Source organism: Hyphococcus sp. D3-15 (assembly GCF_055809375.1).
This window is the reverse complement of the sequence record NZ_CM147910.1, coordinates 689,365-708,396: the sequence shown is the minus strand read 5'-3', so window position 1 is coordinate 708,396 and position 19,032 is coordinate 689,365. Positions and strand designations below refer to the sequence as shown.

The 19,032-nt window shown below is 62.2% G+C and carries 14 protein-coding genes; 6 read left to right on the top strand and 8 right to left on the bottom strand.

Translation table 11 applies throughout. The features are described 5' to 3' along the window. Positions 1-7: 7 nt before the first annotated feature. Both thrS and AC0L8G_RS03680 read right to left on the bottom strand, forming a co-directional pair. Positions 8-1,972: a threonine--tRNA ligase gene (gene thrS / locus AC0L8G_RS03685; RefSeq protein WP_473386895.1), complete on the bottom strand. Its 1,965-nt coding sequence runs from the start codon at positions 1,970-1,972 to the stop codon at positions 8-10. A 30-nt stretch (positions 1,973-2,002) separates the two neighbouring features. After that, positions 2,003-2,848, bottom strand: coding sequence for an ATP-grasp domain-containing protein (locus AC0L8G_RS03680; protein WP_473386893.1), 846 nt, complete (start codon positions 2,846-2,848; stop codon positions 2,003-2,005). A gap of 76 nt (positions 2,849-2,924) precedes the next feature. On the opposite strand from AC0L8G_RS03680, the gene AC0L8G_RS03675 reads away from it, so the two are divergent. From AC0L8G_RS03675 to AC0L8G_RS03665, 3 genes are all read left to right on the top strand, one after another. Beyond that, positions 2,925-3,425, top strand: a complete 501-nt coding sequence (locus tag AC0L8G_RS03675) for a DUF6265 family protein (protein WP_473386891.1) — start codon at positions 2,925-2,927, stop codon at positions 3,423-3,425. 83 nt (positions 3,426-3,508) lie between these two features. Next, complete coding sequence (locus tag AC0L8G_RS03670) at positions 3,509-5,479, top strand: alpha/beta hydrolase family protein (protein WP_473386889.1); 1,971 nt, start codon at positions 3,509-3,511, stop codon at positions 5,477-5,479. A gap of 184 nt (positions 5,480-5,663) precedes the next feature. Further along, positions 5,664-6,620 (top strand): PH domain-containing protein, encoded by a 957-nt coding sequence (locus AC0L8G_RS03665; RefSeq protein WP_473386888.1) that lies wholly within the window; start codon positions 5,664-5,666, stop codon positions 6,618-6,620. Here AC0L8G_RS03665 and yidD read toward each other — a convergent pair. Further along, positions 6,562-6,987 (bottom strand): membrane protein insertion efficiency factor YidD, encoded by a 426-nt coding sequence (yidD, locus tag AC0L8G_RS03660; RefSeq protein ID WP_473386887.1) that lies wholly within the window; start codon positions 6,985-6,987, stop codon positions 6,562-6,564. The two genes, AC0L8G_RS03665 and yidD, sit on opposite strands and share 59 nt — an antisense overlap. A gap of 121 nt (positions 6,988-7,108) precedes the next feature. On the opposite strand from yidD, the gene trpA reads away from it, so the two are divergent. Genes trpA through AC0L8G_RS03645 form a run of 3 tightly spaced genes read left to right on the top strand, consistent with a single transcriptional unit; the run spans position 7,109 to position 10,279 of the window. Further along, a complete protein-coding gene (trpA, locus tag AC0L8G_RS03655) occupies positions 7,109-7,933 on the top strand; it encodes a tryptophan synthase subunit alpha (RefSeq protein ID WP_473386884.1) in 825 nt (274 codons plus the stop codon). 60 nt (positions 7,934-7,993) lie between these two features. After that, complete coding sequence (accD, locus tag AC0L8G_RS03650; protein WP_473386882.1) at positions 7,994-8,998, top strand: acetyl-CoA carboxylase, carboxyltransferase subunit beta; 1,005 nt, start codon at positions 7,994-7,996, stop codon at positions 8,996-8,998. 39 nt (positions 8,999-9,037) lie between these two features. Then, on the top strand, positions 9,038-10,279 hold the full coding sequence (locus AC0L8G_RS03645; protein WP_473386880.1) for a bifunctional folylpolyglutamate synthase/dihydrofolate synthase: 1,242 nt from the start codon (positions 9,038-9,040) through the stop codon (positions 10,277-10,279). Positions 10,280-10,334: 55 nt separating this feature from the next. Here AC0L8G_RS03645 and trxA read toward each other — a convergent pair whose 3' ends face one another. The 5 genes from trxA to AC0L8G_RS03620 are packed head-to-tail and all read right to left on the bottom strand — an operon-like array spanning position 10,335 to position 19,029. After that, the gene (trxA, locus tag AC0L8G_RS03640; RefSeq protein WP_473386878.1) at positions 10,335-10,670 is read right to left on the bottom strand and encodes a thioredoxin; all 336 of its coding nucleotides are present in this window, start codon (positions 10,668-10,670) and stop codon (positions 10,335-10,337) included. 52 nt (positions 10,671-10,722) lie between these two features. Continuing rightward, on the bottom strand, positions 10,723-14,199 hold the full coding sequence (addA, locus tag AC0L8G_RS03635) for a double-strand break repair helicase AddA (RefSeq protein WP_473386877.1): 3,477 nt from the start codon (positions 14,197-14,199) through the stop codon (positions 10,723-10,725). After that, positions 14,196-17,219, bottom strand: a complete 3,024-nt coding sequence (gene addB / locus AC0L8G_RS03630) for a double-strand break repair protein AddB (RefSeq protein WP_473386874.1) — start codon at positions 17,217-17,219, stop codon at positions 14,196-14,198. The genes addA and addB overlap by 4 nt, the downstream gene beginning before the upstream one ends. Beyond that, positions 17,219-17,950, bottom strand: a complete 732-nt coding sequence (locus AC0L8G_RS03625) for a nucleotidyltransferase family protein (RefSeq protein ID WP_473386873.1) — start codon at positions 17,948-17,950, stop codon at positions 17,219-17,221. The genes addB and AC0L8G_RS03625 overlap by 1 nt, the downstream gene beginning before the upstream one ends. Next, positions 17,947-19,029, bottom strand: coding sequence for an aminoglycoside phosphotransferase family protein (locus AC0L8G_RS03620; RefSeq protein ID WP_473386871.1), 1,083 nt, complete (start codon positions 19,027-19,029; stop codon positions 17,947-17,949). The genes AC0L8G_RS03625 and AC0L8G_RS03620 overlap by 4 nt, the downstream gene beginning before the upstream one ends. Positions 19,030-19,032: the final 3 nt, after the last annotated feature.

The window sequence follows — 19,032 nt, the reverse complement described above, 5'->3', positions numbered from 1 at the left end:
ATGAGGCCTATGCGCGTTTCAGGTCCGGCGCCAGCGCTTCCTGCGCCAATGCCGCCGCCGCATCGGCGAGCGACATGGTTTCCTGATCCTTCGAACCCAGCCGGCGCAGCGACACCGCTTTTTCTTCAGCTTCCTTGGCGCCGACCACCGCGATCACCGGGATTTTCGCGTGGGAGTGCTCGCGCACCTTGTAGTTGATCTTCTCCGAACGAATGTCGAGATCAACACGCAAGCCCTTCGCGCGCAGCGCCTCAGACGTCTCGCGCGCATAATCATCCGCCGCCGAGGTGATCGTCGTCACCACGACCTGCACCGGCGCGAGCCAGAGCGGCAGGCGGCCCGCATATTGCTCGATCAGCAAGCCGATGAACCGCTCAAAGGTGCCGAACACCGCGCGATGCAACATCACCGGACGCTTGCGCCCGCCGCTTTCATCCACATAGCTCGCATCGAGCCGCTCGGGCAGCACATAATCGAGCTGATAAGTGCCCGCCTGCCAGGTCCGCCCGATGGCGTCGGTCAGGTGGAATTCAAGCTTCGGCCCGTAAAACGCGCCTTCGCCGACCGCATATTCAAATTCAAGCCCCGCAGCGGTAAGCGCATCCGCCAGCGCTTTTTCAGCGCGGTCCCAGGTCGCGTCGTCGCCCGCACGCTGCTCCGGCCTTGTCGCGAGCTTATATTTAATCTCGGTCATGCCCATATCTTCATAGACGCGGGCGAACAAAGCGAGAAAGCGGCGGGTTTCGTCCGTAATCTGATCTTCGCGACAGAAAATATGCGCGTCATCCTGGGTCATCTGACGCACCCGCATCAGCCCGTGCAGCGCGCCATGAGCTTCGTTGCGGTGACAGCAGCCAAACTCCGCCATGCGGATCGGCAGGTCGCGATAGGATTTGATCCCCTGCTTGAATATCTGCACATGCGCCGGGCAGTTCATCGGCTTCAAAGCCATCAAGTCGGCCTTGCCGGACAGCACCGGGCCTTCATCTTCCGTTGACGGAATTTCATCCGGCACGACAAACATGTTCTCGCGGAACTTGGCCCAATGGCCGGACTGCTCCCAGAACACCGAGTCCAGCAATTGCGGAGTTTTCACCTCCACATAACCATCCGCATCAAGCTGGCGGCGGATATAGGCCTCAAGCTGGCGCCAGATGAGATAACCTTTGGGGTGCCAGAAAACCGAGCCTTGCGCTTCCTGCTGGAAATGGAACAGGTCCATCTCCTTGCCGAGCTTGCGGTGATCGCGTTTTTCCGCCTCTTCAATGCGGTGCAGATAGGCCTTCAGCTCTTTTTCATGGGCCCAGGCGGTGCCGTAGATCCGCTGCAACACCGCATTGCGATGATCGCCGCGCCAATAGGCGCCCGCCAGCTTGGTCAGCTTGAAGGCCTTGCCGATATGCTTCGTAGACGGAAGATGCGGCCCCCGGCACAGATCATGCCAGTCGCCATGGAAGTAGACTTTAATGTCCTCGCCTTCCGGCAGGTCGGCGATGATCTCAGCTTTATAGTGTTCGCCGATTTCCTTGAAATGCTTGATCGCCGCATCGCGCGCCCAGACTTCCTTGCGGGTCGGGCGGTCTTCATCGACGATCTGCATCATCCGCCTTTCAATGGCGGCGAGGTCATCGCTTGAGAACGGCTCGTCGCGGGCGAAATCGTAAAAGAAGCCGTCTTCGATATTCGGGCCGATGGTGACCTGGGTGCCGGGAAACAGCTCCTGCACCGCCTGCGCCAGCAAATGCGCCGTGTCATGGCGGATAATGTCGAGCGCGTCTTCATGGTCGCGGGTGACGATCTCCACCTTCGCGTCATGCTCGATCGTCCCGAACAGATCGCTGACCTCGCCGTCGACTTTCACCGCCAGCGCCTTTTTGGCCAGCGATTTGGAGATATTCTCGGCGATCTCGGCTCCCGTCACGGCGCCGTCAAACTGGCGAACGGAACCGTCGGGAAGGGTAATGGCGACCATGGGGTGTAAACTTCGTTTCTGCTGACGTGACTAAAGGCGTTGAAGAAGGGCGTCCGCAAAGCGATCCGCCGAGCTTGGGGCATAGGTGAAAAACAGCTCAGGCTCAATGAGTTCGACTTCCATAAGCCGCATGCGCCCGTCAAGAAGCACCGCATCGACCCGGGCGTAGAGCGGATCGCCCCCGATCAGGGCGAGGATGCGCCGAGCCTCCTCCACCGCCCAGTCCGGCGGCGACGCCGCCTCGGAAAGACCGCCAAATTCCGCCTGACAGCGGATTTCCCCCGATTTCGGGCGTTTGGTCACCGCATGGGTGTAGCCGCCATCGATAAACATGAAGGAGGTCTCCCCGACGGTCGATATCTCCGGAACCAGCGCCTGAACCAGTCCCGGCATCCCCATGGCGGCGGCCGCCGCCGCGAGGCCTGTCCGCTCATCCCGGCGAACGCGCGACAGCCCGCTGGCCGTGGCGCCATATTCCGGCTTCACCACCGCTTCTGTGAGACCCAGCGCATCCATGGCGGCGGCGATGCTCGCCGCATCGGGCGCGGCAAGGCGGGTCGGCGGCAAGGGTGCGCCCCGCGCGGCGAGATCCAGCAAATAGCGTTTCGACATATTGGCGCGCATCAGCGCCGGATCGTTGAAGACGCGCCGCCCCTCCAGCGAGGCGAGCCATGCGTCAAACGCGCCGGGCATATCCTGATAGTCCCAGGTCGAACGGATGACGATCGCATCCGCATCGGCGAAAGAGTCTTGCGGGCCGTTCCACGCCGCCTCCCTCACCACGCAACCTCTCGCCTCAAAAGCGGCGACCAGCGGCGCATCGCCATGACCGGAGAACGGCTTGGCGGCGCAACTGGCGAACACAATATTTTTCATCGAACTCTGCCTTCGGGGATGACGCGGCGCGGTAGATGCAGCATTCTTACGGCGCTTCGACGGGGGAGAAACATCCATGACAAAACATCCTGGCGTGCTGGCGGCGGCGTTTGCCGCGCTCGCTTCTTTCGGCGCAGCGGCGCAAGACGCGCCAACGCTGGACGATCTCGCCTTTCTTGAAGGCGGATGGCGCGGCGGAAGCGAAGATTTCACCTTCGAAGAAACCTGGCTCCCTGCGGATGCGGGCGTGATGACAGCCATGGCCAGAGGCGTTTCCGGCGGCGAACTCGCGGTGCTTGAATATATCCTTGTCACGCAAGACGAAGACGCCGTCACCATGCGGTTCAAACATTACAATGCGGATTTTTCCACCTGGGAGAAAGACGGCCCGACCACGCTGACGCTCACAAGCGTCGCGGAAAACGATGTCACCTTCACCGCCGATCCGCCATCAGAAACAGTGAAGTCCATTCGTTACTGGATGCCCGAGGCGGATGTGATGCAGGCCGATATTGTTCTTGTCGAAGACGGCGAAGAGGGCGGTTTTTCACTGACCTTCAATCGCGCCAACAAGTAGTTACGCAAATCCCCCCTACATTCCTGCATTGACCTCTTCGCCAGTTTTACTATCGTTTCCCCCATAAAGATGGGGCTAGTAAAATGTGGATTTTGAAATACGCCGCCTTGGCGGCTGTTTTTGTTTTCGCCAGCTTTGGCGGCGCTTCAGCCGCCGCCGCACCCAGGGCGATCGATTATCTCGGTCATCCGCGCGTCCCGATGGCCGCGCTGTCGCCAAGCGGGCGCTATATCGCCGTCATTCGATATGCGGCTTCGCAAAAGGAAGACCATGTCATCCTCATTATTGACCTTGAAGACCGCAAAAATTCCAAGGTCATCCCGCTGCCCCAACGCGTCCGAGCGGTCGGACTGACCTGGGCCAATGACCAGCGCTTCATTCTGGCGGCGCGGGCGCCGGTCAAGGGCCGCGGTTTCGGATGGAGCGCGGAATTCCAGAAAGTGAATGTGTTCTCCTTCGACCGCGACGCCACAGACATGGTGCGCCTCTTTGATGACGATGATCGCAGCCTCCTATTCACGCCCAGCATCCTGCAAATAGACGGGTCAGACGAAGACAATGTGATCATGACCGGACCGGGCGGCGGCGCCTCCGGCCTCAGCGTCTACAAAGTCAATGTGACGACAGGCGCGACCGACCGTCTCGCGGTCGGCGAAAGCGACACGCTTGACTGGCGCCTGGACGGCGCCGGAAAGCCGGTTTTCAAAATACGGACAAACCGGAGAGGAACGATCCTTCGCACGTTTCTCAGCACGGACGGCGGAAAGTCGTGGGACGAGATCTTCGAGCAGGCGATCAGCAGCCTCGCCAATGAGCCCGCAAAGTTCCAGCCGATCGCGCCCATCGCACCGGGCAAATACACTGTGATTGCACAAGCGCCCGGTGAAGACCGAATGGCTATTCACGAATACGACATCAACACGCGAACTTTCACGAACACACTCTTCGAGCACCCGGAGGTTGACGTCACCGATGCGCTCGTCAATCCTTATACCGGGCTTTATGAAGGCGCGCGCTTCGCCGTCGACAAGTTCGAAATCGCCTTTGTCGACGCGGAAGAACAAGCGATTGTCAGCGGCCTGCAGGACTATTTCGGCGCCGCCACGAGCCTTAATGTTCTCGACATCAGCAAAGACCGGCAGACTTGGTTGCTGCGCGCGGACGGCCCGCAACAACCAGGTGACTTTTACACCTTCAACCGCAAATCCATGTCAGTCGATTTCCAGTTTTCCGGACGCCCCGAACTCGTCGACCATCTGAGCCCGGCGGAAATCATCCGCACGCCAATGAGTGACGGCGTCGTCATCACGTCCTATGTCACGCACCCAAAAGGGGCGGAGAACGCACCGGCGCCGCTGATTGTCATGCCGCATGGAGGGCCGCAGGCCCGCGATTATTTCGCCTATGACCGGTTCGCACAGTTTTTCGCCAGCCGGGGCTACCGCGTCATCCAGACAAACTTTCGCGGCTCTGCGGGATATGGCGAGGACTTTGTCGAGTCAGGTCACCGCCAATGGGGCAAGCGCATGCAAAAAGACGTCATCGAAAGCGCCCAAACGCTGATTGACCGGGGGCTGGCGAAAAAGAAAAACATGTGCATTTACGGGTGGAGTTATGGCGGCTATGTCGCGATGACCGCATCTTTTCTCAATACAGACTATTTCTCAGCAGCAATCAGCACCGCAGGCGTCTCCGACCTTGAGCGCTCCGTGCGTGAAGAGCATCCGACACGCGGCGGTTCGCGCGCGGGCTATGAATATTGGGAAACCGGGATCGGCAACCCGTCAGATGATCGCGACGATCTGCGCGCTCATTCCGCTTTTTACAACACCGACAAAGTCGGCATGCCCGTTCTGCTCTTTCATGGCGCGGACGACTTCGTGGTGCCTGTCGAGCAATCACGGATATTCGCCAAGGCGCTGAAAAACGCCGGCAAGACCGTGGAGTATCACGAATACCGCGATACCGCGCACGGGATCGTCACCTGGTCCGACGAAGATCTGACAGAGATGTTCAACCGCACCGATAAATTTTGCCGCTCTAACCTGCAATAGGCGCGCACATAAATGACGGAGACAGGGCGGCTTTTTCGCCGCCCTGTTTTTATGTGACGGGCGTCACAGCGTTCGTCATATCTCCCCTTCGCCGCCGCATTTGCGTCACCTTTGACGCCGACCTTCTCCCTTGCAGACGGCGATTTGAGAGAGGTCGCTGTCACGATCAACAGGGGAGAAAACCATGATCAAGCAAGCACTCGCTGCGGGCGCCGCAGCCATTGTCACCATCACATCCGCCCATGCGGGCATGCCGTTGAACCAGTGGACCGGCGCCTGGACAAAAAACGCCGGCGAACTGGAAAGCCTTTCGATTTCGCAAAGCGGCGGCGCGCTCAACGTCGCGATTAAGGGCCAATGTTCGCCAAATCCGTGCGACTGGGGCGCCGCGCCGGCTATCGCTTATTCCGACTCCGCGGCGACCGACGCCGCGTCAAACACCGAAGCGATCATCGCCACCTTCAATCAGGGCTTCGCCACCAAAACCGTGGTGCTCGACGGGCGCGCCGGCAGCACCTTGCGCGCTCATGTCTATACGCATTTCACCGATTCCAGCGGCCGCGATGACTATGTCATGCACGCCTCGCTGAAAAAGGCGCCCCTGATCGCGCGGCCCCTGCCCGGCGGTCCGGTGATCGCGGGGCCGGTGATCGCAGGACCCGTCATCGCGAAACCGATCCTTCCGTTCAAGGAGGATTGCATCGGATTTAATCCGGACGCCGTATCCGTCTCGAAAAAGAACGGTAACTGGAAACTGGTGCAAGGCTCCATGTGGATGCTCGATGCGGGCGACAACAAATCTGAAATGGATCGCGCCAAAACCATCGTCCAGCATTACGGCATGAACAAGCAGTGCTTTGTCGGCCGCCCCGACGCCTCGCTTGAATATTGGCTGAGCGACAATAGCGCGCCGGCTGGCGCCCTGTCCGGCGAAGACTGTGTCGGGATTAATCCGAACGGGTTGTCGATCAAGAATTCAGGCAGTCATTTCACCATCGTCTCCGATGAAAGCCACTACGCCTTCAAGGCCCCGACACAGGCGGAAGCCCAGGAAGTGATCAACGTGATCAAACATTACGGCTTCACCAAGTCATGCTTTGTCGGGCGGCCCGGCCCGTCCATGAGCTATCTGCGGAAATAATGGCGTTGTTATTCCGCAGGCGGAGCGGCGTTCTCGCCGCTCCGTTTTTTTGGCGCGGCCCGTTTCTTTCCGTCCAGGCCCAATCCCCAAGCTTCCAGAATTTCCAGCCGACCTGCGGCGCATCCTCCGGCACCGGATCAAATCCGTGCGACCCGAAAGGATGACAGCGCAGCACGCGCGAAAGGCTGAGCCAGAAGGCGCGGCCCGCATGATGCGTGCGAAAGGCTTCGGCCGCATATTGCGAGCAACTCGGCTCATGCCGGCACCTGACGCCAAGCGCGTAGAAGAAGGGCGACAGACTGCGCCGATACAGCCAGATCGCGCCCAGCGCCGCCCGCCCCGCCAATCCTGATCTCGCGCCGCTCATGCCTGCTCCCTAGCCGGAACACCTCGTATAGCCCGCAAGCTTTTCCTTGCAATCCGCCGCCAGCGCGTTACGCAAGCGGCTTCGATTTCAACAGCCCGAACCCCGCGCAGGCGCCCCCTTCATGTCCCGTATCAAAGCCCGTTTCGACAAGCTCAAGGCCGAGAACCGCGCCGCCTTCATTCCGTTCATCATGGCGGGCGACCCGGACGGGGCGGCAAGCCTTGATCTGCTGAAAAAGCTGCCCGCCGCCGGCGCCGATCTGATTGAGCTGGGCGTCGCCTTCACCGACCCGATGGCCGACGGCCCGGCGATCGCCGCCGCCGGCCTCAGAGCCCTCAAAGCCGGACAGACTCTCGTTAAGACCCTTGAAATGGTTCGCTCATTTCGGACCGGGGACAATGACACCCCGATCATCCTGATGGGCTATTACAACCCGTTTTACGCCTATGGGCCGGAAAAATTCGTCGCCGACGCCAGAGAGGCCGGGGTCGACGGGCTGATTATTGTCGACCTGCCGCCGGAAGAAGACGCAGAGCTTTGCCTGCCCGCCCGCGCCGCCGGCCTTGATTTCATCCGCCTGGCGACCCCCACCACCGACGATGAGCGCCTGCCCGCCGTGGTCCGCAACACTTCGGGGTTTGTTTATTACGTCTCCGTCGCCGGGATCACCGGCAAGGCGGCTGGCCAGGGCGAAGCGGTAAAAGCCGCCCTCGACCGGATTCGCGATGCGTCCGGCTTGCCCGCTGCGGTTGGTTTCGGCATCAAAACGGGTGAAAAAGCGCGGGAATTCGCGGTCTTCGCCGATGCGGTGGTCGTAGGCTCCGCTCTTGTGGACGAATTTGCTAAAGCCCTTGAAGCCAGCCCCGGCGAGTCCGATAATGCCGTTAACGCGGTTTTGAGGCTGGCGCAGGATATTTCGGGGGCGATCCGCGCCGCACGCGCATAAAGCGCAGACGGTTTCACTACACGCAGACTGTAACAGGTAACCTAGAAAGCGCTGTCGGATATGAGCTGGCTCTCCAACATCCCTCCGGGCATCAAAAACATCTTCAAGCCCAAAGAAGACAATTCGGACACCTTGTGGTCGAAATGCCCCGGTTGCGGCGAGATGATTTTCCAGCGCGATCTCGACGCCGCGCATCAGGTCTGTCCGTCCTGCGATCACCATCTCGCTATTGGCCCGACGGAACGCCTGGCGCTGCTGTTCGACAACGGCGCCTATGAAGAGATCGCCGTGCCGGAGCCAATGACGGATCCGCTCAAATTCCGCGACGAAAAGAAATACACCGACCGGCTCAAAGAGAACCGCAAGAAAACCGGCCAGCAGGACGCCATGCGCGCCGCTTACGGAACGGTTGACGGCGTCGGCGTGGTCGCCGCCGTGCAGAATTTCAAATTTATGGGCGGCTCCATGGGCATGGCCCTTGGCGAGGCGATGCTGAAAGCCGCCGAGACCGCCGTCGAACGCCGCGCTCCCCTGATCGTCTTCGCCGCTTCAGGCGGCGCGCGCATGCAGGAAGGCATTCTTTCGCTGATGCAGATGCCGCGCACCACCATCGCCGTGCAAATGGTGAAGGAAGCGGGCCTTCCCTATATCGTCGTGCTGACCAACCCGACCACCGGCGGCGTCACCGCGTCTTACGCCATGCTGGGCGACGTCAATCTCGCCGAGCCGGGCGCCCTGATCTGTTTCGCCGGGCCGCGCGTCATTGAACAAACGATCCGCGAGAAACTGCCTGAGGGATTCCAGCGCGCCGAGTTCCTGGAAGAAAAAGGCATGGTCGACATGGTCGTGCGCCGCGCCGACATGAAGTCCACGCTGTCGAAACTGATCCGCGTGCTGGTCAAGGAGCGCCGGCAGGCGCCTGTCGCCGCCACGCCCCCCGCCCTTCAGACCGCAAGCCCCGGCGGCGCCAATGAAACAGCCGGCAAAACCGTCAAGCTGACCCTGGCGAAAAAACCGGCGCCGAAGCCCAAGCCCGCGCCGAAGCTCGACAAGGCTGCGGAATAGGCCCAACACTCCCGAAGTCTTTTGCAAAGGAAAACGCGCGTGAGCGACGTTGAAACCGTGCTCGCGGAAATCGCGAACCGCCGCCCTGTGGTTATTGACCTGTCGCTGGACCGCGTGAAATCCGCGCTGGCGCTGATGGGCGATCCGCAAAAGAAATTGCCGCCGTTTTTCCATGTCGCCGGCACCAATGGCAAAGGCTCCACTGTTGCGTTTATCCGCGCGATCCTGGAGGCCGCCGGACATTCGGTGCATGTCTACACCTCGCCGCATCTGGTGCGTTTCAATGAGCGCATCGTAGTCGCCGGCAAGGAAATCTCCGACGCCTCGCTGATCGATGTGCTGGGACGCGTCGACGCCATGGTCGGCGAAGACACGCTCACCTATTTCGAAATGACGACCTGCGCCGCCTTCCTCGCCTTTGCGGAAACCAAGGCGGATTATGCGGTGATCGAAGTCGGCCTTGGCGGGCGTCTTGACGCCACCAATGTCATGGACGACCCGCTCGCCGCCGTCGTCACGCCGGTCGATCTCGATCATCAGGCGTTTTTAGGCGATACCCTACTGCAAGTCGCCGGGGAAAAGGCCGGCGTTTTTCGCCGCCGCGCGCCCGCTGTGCTGTCGCGCCAGTCGCCCGAAGCCATGGCGGCGCTGCAGGACCATGCGACGCGCAAGGGCGCGCGCATTCACGCGTTTGGCGAGCAATGGACCGTTCAATCCGAGCACGGACGATTGATCTATCAGGACGATGACGGGCTGTGCGATCTTGATCTGCCGCGCCTTCCCGGCGCCCATCAACTCGAAAACGCCGGAACCGCCATCGCCGCGATCCGCGCCGCCGGGTTGAAGTTTGATGACGCCGTCCTGTCAAAAGGCCTGACCAATGCGAGCTGGCCCGCCCGCATGCAGCGCCTGACCAAAGGTCCATTGATCGACCTCGCCCGCGAGCGGCTCGGCGAGGAGCCTGAAATCTGGCTTGATGGCGGCCATAACCCGCATGCGGGGCGCGCCATCGCCGCTTTGATGGCCGATCTCGAAGCGCGCAGCCCGAAACCGCTGGTGATGATTTCCGGCATGCAGGCGAACAAGGACGCCAGCGGCTATTTCGCGCCCTTCGCCGGACTCGCCCGCAAGGTTTATTGCGTCGCCGCCCAACAGGATGGCGTGCTTGCGCCGGCGGAAGTCGCTGCGGCGGCGGCCAAAGGCGGACTGCAAACGCAAGTCTGCGCGTCTTTGGAAGAGGCGGTCAAAGCAGCGTGTGCGGACAAAAAAACGAGCCGCTGAGAATACTCATCAGCGGCTCGCTCTATCTGGCGGGTGACGTTCTCGCAGAGAACGCTTAAGCGGCGGCTTCCTTCAGCACATCCTCGACCCATTTGGCGAGCTGGCTCTTCGGCGCAGCGCCGACGCGGGTGGCGATATGTTCGCCGCCGGAAAAAATCATCAAGGTCGGAATGCCGCGCACGCCGTAACGGCCGGGCGTTTCCGGATTTTCATCGATGTTAACCTTGGCGACCGTGAGCTTGCCTTCATAATCCGCCGCGATCTCATCAAGCGCAGGCGCGATCTGCTTACAAGGTCCGCACCATTCCGCCCAGAAATCAATCAGCACGGTATCGCCGGATTCAAGCACATCGGCGGAGAAGGTTGCGTCGGTTACGGTTTTGGCGGCCATGAAGGATACTCCTGAATTCGAAAGCATGAAGATAGCGTTCCGGCGCGTCGTTTCAACCCGCGAAACGGATGCGCGCGAAGGCGTGATCGAGCATTTCGGACGGGATGTCCATGAGCTTTGCATCATAGGTCCACAACAAGGCGCAGACGATCTCATGGGCGGGATAGATTTCCTGCAATAACGCGCGATAGGCCGCGAGCTGAGCAATATAGGCCTCATCCGCATCCTCCGCCCGGGCCGGCGGCGGGCGGTTGGTTTTGTAGTCGACAACCAGAACGCGAGCTTCGCTGACCGCCAGCCGGTCAATCTGACCATTCAGGACAAAGCCGTCCGGCGCGCCTTTGGGCCGCCCGACAATCGGGGTCTCCGCCATGGAGCCGGGCGCGAAGACGTCAGCGAATTGCGGATCGGTCATGACGCGCAGCACTTCCTCGCGCCACGCCGCCCGCTCGTCTTCGGCCACATCCGGCGCCAGCCGCGCCAGCAACCGGTCCGCCGCCGATGCGCGCGCATCGGGCGCAACATCCGGCAACAACTCAAGCAACCGGTGCAATGTCCGTCCACGGAAATATTTGTCGCCGCCCGACGCCGGAGAATAGGCCGCGCCCGATGCGTCGCCGCGCCAGTCATTGTCTTCTTCGCCAGCAAGCTTGGACGGCGACAGGCGCAAAACCGGCGGCTCAGCGGGCGCAGGCGCGAACAACCAGGGCGGCGTCGCGATCGCGACTTGGGGCCCGGCGTCATCATCGGACTTGGCTTTTTCAGTTTGCGCGCTGGTCAGCCGCCATACCGGCGTCGCGCCGCCATTCCATAAGGGCTCATCGCCGCGCTCAACCCGCTCGCCCAGCCGGTCAAACGCATCAATGGCGAGCGAATGCCAGGACTTTTCGGCGATGGGTTTGCTTTGCGGGTCTTTGCGATTGCCCTGCTCTACGCCGCAAATATAGAGCCGGTCGCGGGCGCGGGTCGCGGCGACGTAAAACAGGCGGCGATATTCCTCATATTGCAGGCGAATCTGGTCTTCGCGCGCCGCCTCCGCCATCGCCGCATCACCGGCTTTCGACCAGGAGAGCAGCGAAACCCCCGCCGGCAAACCCGCATCGCGCGGCGGCGCCAGCAACGGCCCGACAGTCTTCACATCGACTTCGCGATGCGCATCGAGGAGAAACACGACATCCGCTTCCAGGCCCTTGGCGCCATGCACCGTCATCACACGGACGGAATCATTCTCGCGCTCCATTTCACGCTTGATGTCGCCCGACGCCATGTCGAACCAGGCGACAAACTCGCGCAGGCTGCGCGGATTGCCGTTTTCAAAATCAAGCGCCTGACGCAACAATTCCGAAATCGCATCGGAGGACGCTTCACCGAGCCGTGCGAAAAACCGCTTGCGCCCGGACGGGTCCCCGGTTTCGAGAATATGCGACAGGAAGGCGTAAGGCCCCTGCCCGCGCGCGACGATGCGCGCCGCCGCGATCTCTTCCGCCGCGCGTTTCCAATGGGGCTGTTCTTCCGCGCGCCGGCGCAAGGCGGACCACAAGGACACGTTCTTTTCGCGGCCATGAGCCAATGCGAATAAATCCGCATCATCATCAAAGCCGAAAAGCGGGCTTTTCAAAATCTCCGCCAGGGACAGATCATCATCCTGCGTCAGCGCAAAGCGCGCATAGGAAATGAGATCTTCCACCGCCGGGTCTTCCGCCAGCTTCAAACGGTCCGGCCCGGCGACCGGCACGCCCGCCGCCGACAGGCGCTGAATGACATCGCGGAACAGCGCGCCGCGGGTCTGCACCAAAATCATGATGTCGCCGGCGCGCAAGGGCCGCCCGCGCGATTCCAGAATCTCGCCCTTATCGAGCCAGCCCTTGATCTGCGCCGCAACCCGGTCGCACAAAACCCGCACCGGATGATCGGCTTCGGGCGCATCCACCGGCGCATCCCATCGATTGACCTCGAGTTTTTCCGGGCGCGGCGTCAGCGGCCACAATTCCACAAGGCCCGCCGCGCCTTCACGGCAAACCCCATGCGCCGGAATGGGATAGGCGCCCAGCCCTTCGGTCGCCGCACGATCATCAAACGCCGCATCAACGAAGGACAGCACCGGCTCCACCGTGCGGAACGACATGGAAAGCGGAATGTTTTTGTAATCCGTGACCGCGCCGAGCTGCTGCCCGAGATCATGCTCCTTTTCCGTGAACAGCCGCACATCGGCGCCCTGAAAAGAATAGATCGACTGCTTCAAATCACCGACCGCGAAGAAGCTGCGCAAGGCGTCCCGCGCGCCCGCGCCGGAAAAATAATCCGCAAACAGATTTTCAACCACTGTCCACTGACCCGGCGAAGTGTCCTGCGCCTCGTCAATCAATATGTGGTCAATGCCGGTGTCGAGCTTGTACATGATCCAGGCGGCTTCGGTGCGCTGGAACAGGCGCTGGGCGCGCTCAATGAGATCATCGAAATCAAGCTGCGCGCGCGCCGCCTTCGCCGCCGCGTAATTCGCGCGCAAGCCGCTCACCAGACGCAGCAAAGCTATCGTGTCCTGATAAATGTCGAGCGCTTTAAGCGCCTGGACTTCGGCGAAAAACACCTCCTTGAGGGTCTCCAGATAGGGCTTCACCCAAGGGTCGTGCTTGTCGGTGGCGGCGGTGGCGATGGCTTTTCGGGGCGTGCCGGTTCCCGTCAGCAGAAACGACGACAACGCCGCCCATTTCAAGGCCGTGTCCTTAGCCGTGAAAAAGGGCGACAACCGCCGCGCTGCATCTTGCGGGTTTTTGCCCTCGGCGGCGAGACCGTCATGCGCGCGGCGCAATTCTTCTGTTGAGAGCTCCGCGATAAACGCCGCCATCACCTGATCCGCGCTTAACACAGGATAAATGCCGAGCGCGCGCGCCAAAGCCGCCGCTGCGGCGTCCACATCTTCCGGACCCTTGCCGGCGCCGAGCAGCAAGGCGCGCAAATCGCGCTCGCTGCGCTTTAAAGAAAGCCGGTCGAAATCAGCGCGCAAGCCCGCATCGTTCAGCGCGACGGCGGCGAGCCGGTCCAGCGCCTCATTCAGCAAAGCGCCCGCTTGCGCATCTTCCGCCACGGTAAAGCCCGGCGGCGCGCCCGCCTCAATCGGGAACCGCCGCAACACGCTTTCACAGAAGGAATGGATAGTCTGGATCTTCAACCCGCCCGGCGTTTCAAGCGCGCGCGCAAATAGCCGCCGCGCATGGGCGAGATCTTTGGCGGATTTTTCCGGCGCGCCTTTGCCTTCCAGTTCCTTCAGCGCCTCGATCAGTTCTTCATCACTGGCGAGCGCCCATTTTCCGAGTACGGAGAATAGCCGCTCGGCCATTTCCGCCGCCGCGGCTTTGGTGAAGGTGATACAGAGAATTTTTTCCGGCGGCGCGCCGGCGAGCAACAGCCGCGCCACGCGGTTGGTCAACACGCGCGTCTTGCCGGAGCCCGCATTGGCCATGACGAAAACCGAGCGCTCAGGGTCGGCCGCCAGACGCTGGTTGTTGGTGGTTTCTTCAAGCGGGGTCATTCGCCGCCTCCGCTATCGCCATCGCCAGCCTCGCCGCCTTGCGCGCTGCGTTCGCGGCGCCGGGCGAGATGGTCAAAATCGCCATATTCATTGACGAATTGCGGGCGCGGCTGCGAGGGATAGGTCTGCGCCCCATCGGCGAAATGGGCGAACAGCTTGACCAGCCCGTCGCGCGCCTCGGCGATAAAGCCCGCCGCGTCGTCGCCCTCGGCGCCGGCGAATTTCTCCCCCGGCTTGCGGGAAATCACGCGCACATATTCAAACCCAGCGACCCGCGCGGCGCCCAACGCCTCGAACCCGCCTGCTTCGATAATCAGACCGGTGAGCGGCAATTGCGGAGAGAAGGCCTGCGCCTGTTCAAGGCTCGGCGGGGCGCCGGTCTTGTAATCGACAATGAACGCCGATCCGTCACTGAGCCGGTCGATACGGTCAGCGCGCGCGGTCAATTCATATTCTTCACCGGCGACATCGATTTGCGTTGCGCCCTTGCCTTCGGTGACGGCGGGAACGCCCGCCTGCCGCCGGGCCGCGTCCCAATCTGCAAGAAATTCAAACGCGGCCTCGGCGCGCGCGCGCCAGAACGCGTGATGGGACGCATCGAGACCATGCTCTTGCGCATCGGCTGCGAAGAGTTCTTCAAGCCTTGAAATCTGGGCTTCGCGCGTCTCCGGCGGCGGTTCCTTTGCGTAATCTTCAAGCACTTTGTGGAACAGATTGCCCAGATAGCGCGGGCTGAACTCTTCGCCCAAGGGATCGAGCTTTCGAAGCCCCAGAATTTTCTGCGCGTAAATCGAATAGGGATCACGCAGGAGCTTCTCGACCTGCGTCACCGAGAGCGACTTCGGCCGCGCCGCGACGGGCGGCGCCGGATGCGGCGGGCCGATGGGCGTGATGGCCTGCGGTTCATCGAGTTTATGCGCCAGCGCCGAGAACCCGGCGGACTGGTCAACACCGTCCAGCAAACCGGCGCCGCTCAAGATGTTCCTGAGACGGACGATCCAGCGCGAGGGTTTGGTCGGCTTGCCGGCGGCCCGGCCCGCGCGGGTCAGCACCACTTCCGGCGCGGCGGCGAGCTGCGCAAAATCATGTGCGGCGAGCCCGATGCGCCGTTCCGGCGAGGGCAGCGTCAGATCCTTGCGCATGGGCCGCGACAGGAACGGATCGATAGCAGCATCGCGCGGCCAGACGCCCTCATTCAGCCCGCCGAGAATAACCAGATCGGCGCTCTGCATGCGCGCTTCCAGCGGGCCGAGTATCGACAGGCGCGGATGGGCCGGAACGCGGCGGCGCACGGCGCCGCTGGCGATCAGGCGCGCAAAAATATCGGCATATTCCGACGGCGCATCATGCACGATCCAAGGCAGGCCGACGCGCAATTGCGCCAGCAGCAATGCCCCGGCTTCGCCATCATCGCCGCGCCATAACCGCTCAGCGCCCGCCTCTTCCGCGCTGGCGCTCAACAGTTCCGCCGCCGCCAGATGCGCTTCGAAACGGGCGAGAAAACCTGCATCCTCTGGCGGCCAGAGCGCGGCGGCCTGCGCCAGCAAATCGACAATCGCAATCACGTCTTCCGACAGCGCCTTTTCCGACAGCACATTCGCGGCGGTCAGCCGCGCGCGCACGCCCGCCACCCCGTCGCGCGGACGCAAGCCGCGCAAGCCATGATCGATCTTGCGCACCGCCAGATAGCGCTTCGCTTCTTCAAGCCCGCCGCCGAAACGCGGATGATCGATCATCGCCGCAAGCCGCACCGGGTCCGCCGGATCGCACAGCCACGCCGCAACGAGCCGCAGATAAACACCGCAAGGCGTATTGGCGAAAGGCGCACCGGCGGAGTCATCCACATTGACGCCCCAGCGGCGCATCTTCATGGACACACGGCGGGCGAGATCGCGGTCCGGCGTCACCAGCATGGCGCTGCGCCCCGGCGTCTCGATCGCCTCGCGAAATTTCAGCGCGATGATCCCGGCTTCTTCATCTTCGTCGCGCGCCTCGATCAAGGATAATCCGTGCAAGGCGGAGGTGATGTCGGGACCGGCGGCCTTCGCGGCTTCAGCCCATTCGCGCCAGTCATCAGACGCATCCGCCGGGCGCAAGGCTACGGTGATCAGTCCGGCGCGATGGTTTTGGGTCTCGCTGCCCGGCCACGGGTTCACCGCGTCGCGCGCAATCTCCAGCGCATCGAGCAGCGCTTTGAGCCCGCTTTGCGGATGCGGCTCGTCAACCGCATCCCAGACATGGGCGCTCGCGGCGAGATCGAGCCCCGGCAAGACAACGCAGCCAAAGGGAAAACCCGCAACAAGCTTCATCATGCGCGCCACCGCCGGGGTGGAGCCGGTGGTGCCGGCGATAATCACCGGTTTTGACGGCGGCGTCGCCGCCCAGCGCTTTGTCTGCGCATCAATCAGCGCAATGCGCCGCGCCGCCGGATCGGCAAGCCCCTCGCTTGCGAGATGGTCCGGCCAGAGCTTGGTGACGATTTCCAGAAATTCCAGCGAGTCCTGCCAGTGTTTGGCGAGATGGTCCGGCGTCAGCGCTTTCAATGCTTCCGGATCGACCTCTTCCGTATAAAGAGAATCGAGCAAGCGGCCGAGTTCGCCCGCTGCGGAGATAGCCCCCGCCCAATGGCGCTGACCGTCGAAATAATTTTTCTCTTTTTCCGCGATCAGGCGCGCCAGCAATAAAAGCCGCTCGGCGGAAGGCACGGCGGGCGCGAAGGCCAGTTCATCTTCAACCGTGCCGGACAACTCGTCGCCGATTGCGAATTCATCTTCATCGATGTCGCCCAGCGCCTTGATATGGGGCGTCAGGGCGGCGCTTGCGCCCGAGGCCTCAAGAAACGCCGCCGCCAGGGCCCGCGCCGCCCGCCGCGTCGGCAGGTAAATCGTCGCGTCGGGCAGTTCGAAACCGGCGCCCTTTATCGAGGCGGTCAATTCCCTCGCAAGATCGGTGAGGAACGGCCGCCCGGAAGCGATGGAGTAAAACCGGGGCGCCGGCGCGGTGAAGACGCCGCCCGCCATCAGCGTCGCCCGGCCATGTCGGACAAGCGCGCTTCCGCCGCGGCGAGGCCTTCCGCATCGCCCACATGCAGCCAGTCGCCGCTATAGATAGCGCCGTGAAGGCGCCCGCGCGCGGCGGCCTTGTCCCAGAGAATGCGCGTTGAAAACGGCCCGTCGGGGCCTTCCGCGATCAATGTCGAAGAAATGATCTGCAGGCCGGTGAAGACATGAGGCGCGCTTTCGCCGGGTCGCAGCTTGATTTGTCCGTCATCGGCATGATCGAAATCGCCGCGCCCGTCATAGCCGCTGGTGCGTTCAATCGGCACGAGCAACAACAGCGCATCCATCGCCGCCGCGTCCCATTGGGCGGCGAGCATCGCGCAGGCTTCTTCCCCGCCTTCCGCATCGATCATGATCGCATCCGTATTGGTGCAGAAAACCGGCTCGTCACCGAGCGCGGCATGGGCGTGTTTCAGGCCGCCGCCGGTTTCCAGCAACACATCGCGCTCATCGGAAATGATGATTTCCGGCGCGCCACGGCGGCGCACATGATCTTCAACCTGATCGGCGAGGTAATGCACATTCACCACCGCGCGCGCAACGCCCGCCGCAGCGAAACGGTCCAGCGCGTAATCCATCAACGCCTTGCCCGCCACCTTGATCAGCGGCTTCGGCATATGCTCCGTCAACGGACGCATGCGCGTGCCAAGGCCGGCGGCAAGCACCATTGCAGTATTGGGCATCGCGGTCATGACACAAGATCCGGCAAATGTTTCGAGAAGAAGCCGCGCATCGCCGCCATGTCTTCGCGCGCCAGATCGCGGGTGAAATGCGCCTCGACCCGCGGCAGCAAATCGAGATAGCGGGGCTTCTCATCGCGCTTGGCGAGACGCGCGAAAATGCCCAGAATCTTGGCGTTCCGCTGCGCGGCGAGGATCGCGTAATCCCTTAAAAAGGCGGCCTTTTCAGCGCCCGAGACCTGCAGATAATAAGCAATCATGGCGTCAGCCAGCGACGGGGCCACATCGCGGCGCGCATCTTCCAGCAAGGAGACCAGATCATAAGCGCCGTGGCCGTAAAGCGCATCCTGAAAGTCGATGATCCCGACTTTTTCAACGCCCGCCCGGTCCGGCATCCATAAGAGGTTCTCCGCATGATAATCGCGCAGCACAAAAGCATGGGGCGCCGACAGGCCCGCAAGGGTTTCCCGCCACAAGCCCAGATATTCCGTAAGCAGAGCTTCCGGCGCAGGCGCGCCTTTCTTCAGCGGCCAATACCATTCCATCAGCAGCGCCGTCTCGGCTTCCATCGCCAGCGGATCATAATCCAGCATGACATATCCGGCGCCGGCGGGCTTTGCCGGCGCGCGCTCATGCAGCACAGCCAGCGCATCGATCGCCGCGCGATAAAGCGTTTGCTCATCGACGCGGGCGACGACCCGCGCAAACAGATCGTCACCAAGATCTTCCAGCAGCGCAAAGCCCGCACCAGCATCCGACGCATAGACTTCCGGCGCCGAAAGGCCCGCTTCGCGCAGCGCCTGCGACAAGGCGACAAAGGCGTTGAGATTAGGTCCGGCGAGGCGGGCCATGGCGTTATAGCCAAGCGCCCGGCGCGCGCCCTCATCCGCGTCTGGGGGACAGGCCGGCGCCTCGGCGCCCGGGGGCGCGATCATCAGCACCGCCGGCCGGCCCGACAATTTCAGCCGCTGATAGCTGCGCGTTGAAGCATCGCCCGCCAGCGGCGCCGCTTCCGCCGCGTCCCAGCCAGCGGCCTTGAGGAAACCCATGCGGGCTTCGTTTCTGTCGTCATTGCTTGCCATAGATGTCATTCT